1 protein-coding gene and 1 pseudogene are annotated in these 1,052 nt (G+C 57.5%); one reads left to right on the top strand and one right to left on the bottom strand.

The genetic code is table 11. From position 1 onward, the window contains the following. Positions 1–276: pseudogene (locus QO231_RS26070) on the bottom strand (transposase); the annotation flags it as partial. Here QO231_RS26070 and QO231_RS26075 point away from each other — a divergent pair. Next, entirely contained in the window at positions 249–842 is a 594-nt protein-coding gene (locus QO231_RS26075; RefSeq protein ID WP_316783219.1) for a hypothetical protein, read from the top strand. The pseudogene QO231_RS26070 and the gene QO231_RS26075 sit on opposite strands and share 28 nt — an antisense overlap. The last annotated feature ends 210 nt before the right edge of the window (positions 843–1,052 follow it).

Genomic DNA, 1,052 nt, shown 5'->3' on the forward strand with positions numbered 1-1,052 from the left:
TCGTTGATCTTCAGGGTCATGGTTGTGTGTCGGCCCGCGCCATTGACGCGGTAGTTCTTGACCTTGAAGGTCACGCTGCCCGTATCGAACCGGATCAGGCGACTGTTGGATATCGCGATGCCCCTCTCATGGTTTGTAAACAAACCACTGCCGGGCAGTGGGATGGGTGTAGCGTGATAAGTAGGCCAGTACCGCTTTGGGCCCGGCGAAGGGTTCCTTAGCATAGACGACCCAGTCGATATTGCGCAGTGGTACCACCACGCGTCTACTACACACTTCACGAAGCATCGATCCGGTGGGATTGCTCGCTCGCCGACATTGCCGGCTGGGCCTCTGTCGGGCGGTTCGAGATCGTTACCGCACTTGAACCGGTCATTCAGGGCTCTCGGATGGTCGCTGGTTTTGTCGCCGTCTCTGTCACCGACATTCTGCAGATGTTCCGGCGTTGCGGTACCGGGCCAACAAGCCGCCCCCTGAAGCGGGTTCGTCCGCTGGGGGAGGAGGAATGGGTTCTGATCACTGATCCTGAAGAACGTATTGAAGTCTCCCTCGAAGACCTGCTGATAATGGCTGATGAGGTTCGAAGGTTCGAGACGGACTGTGATCTGCTGCGACGCCCAGCGCCGCAGATCGGATCTGCCGCGAAGTATGATTGGGACAGCATGTACATCACGCTCATTCAGCGTGTGCACGACTATGGTGTGCCGGAAACTCAGGCGGAATGGGTCGGCGAAGTGCAGGACTGGTTCGTTCAGACGTCGGAGAGTGGCGAGGTGCCTGACGAACGCACCATCCGCCGGCGGCTGACACCGATCTGGAAAGCGCTGCGCGGTTCGGGATAGCGGGGAGTGTGCCGCCCCTGCGAAATACAGAAAAAAAGTACGGGAACCGGACTTTTGCGGCCAGTAAAATTCGACCGACATGCTGTTCAGGCACTAAATCGCTTCGCGATATGGGCGCTTGTGACGTGGGTTGCGCGTAGTCGGGATTTGTTTCGCGGATTGTGAAGTTGAGAGTTTGCTGTTGATCGAGGTGATTTTGCCTCGGTTGAC

It is taken from the genome of Sedimentitalea todarodis, assembly GCF_032595355.1.
In the GTDB taxonomy this organism is placed as follows: domain Bacteria; phylum Pseudomonadota; class Alphaproteobacteria; order Rhodobacterales; family Rhodobacteraceae; genus Sedimentitalea; species Sedimentitalea todarodis.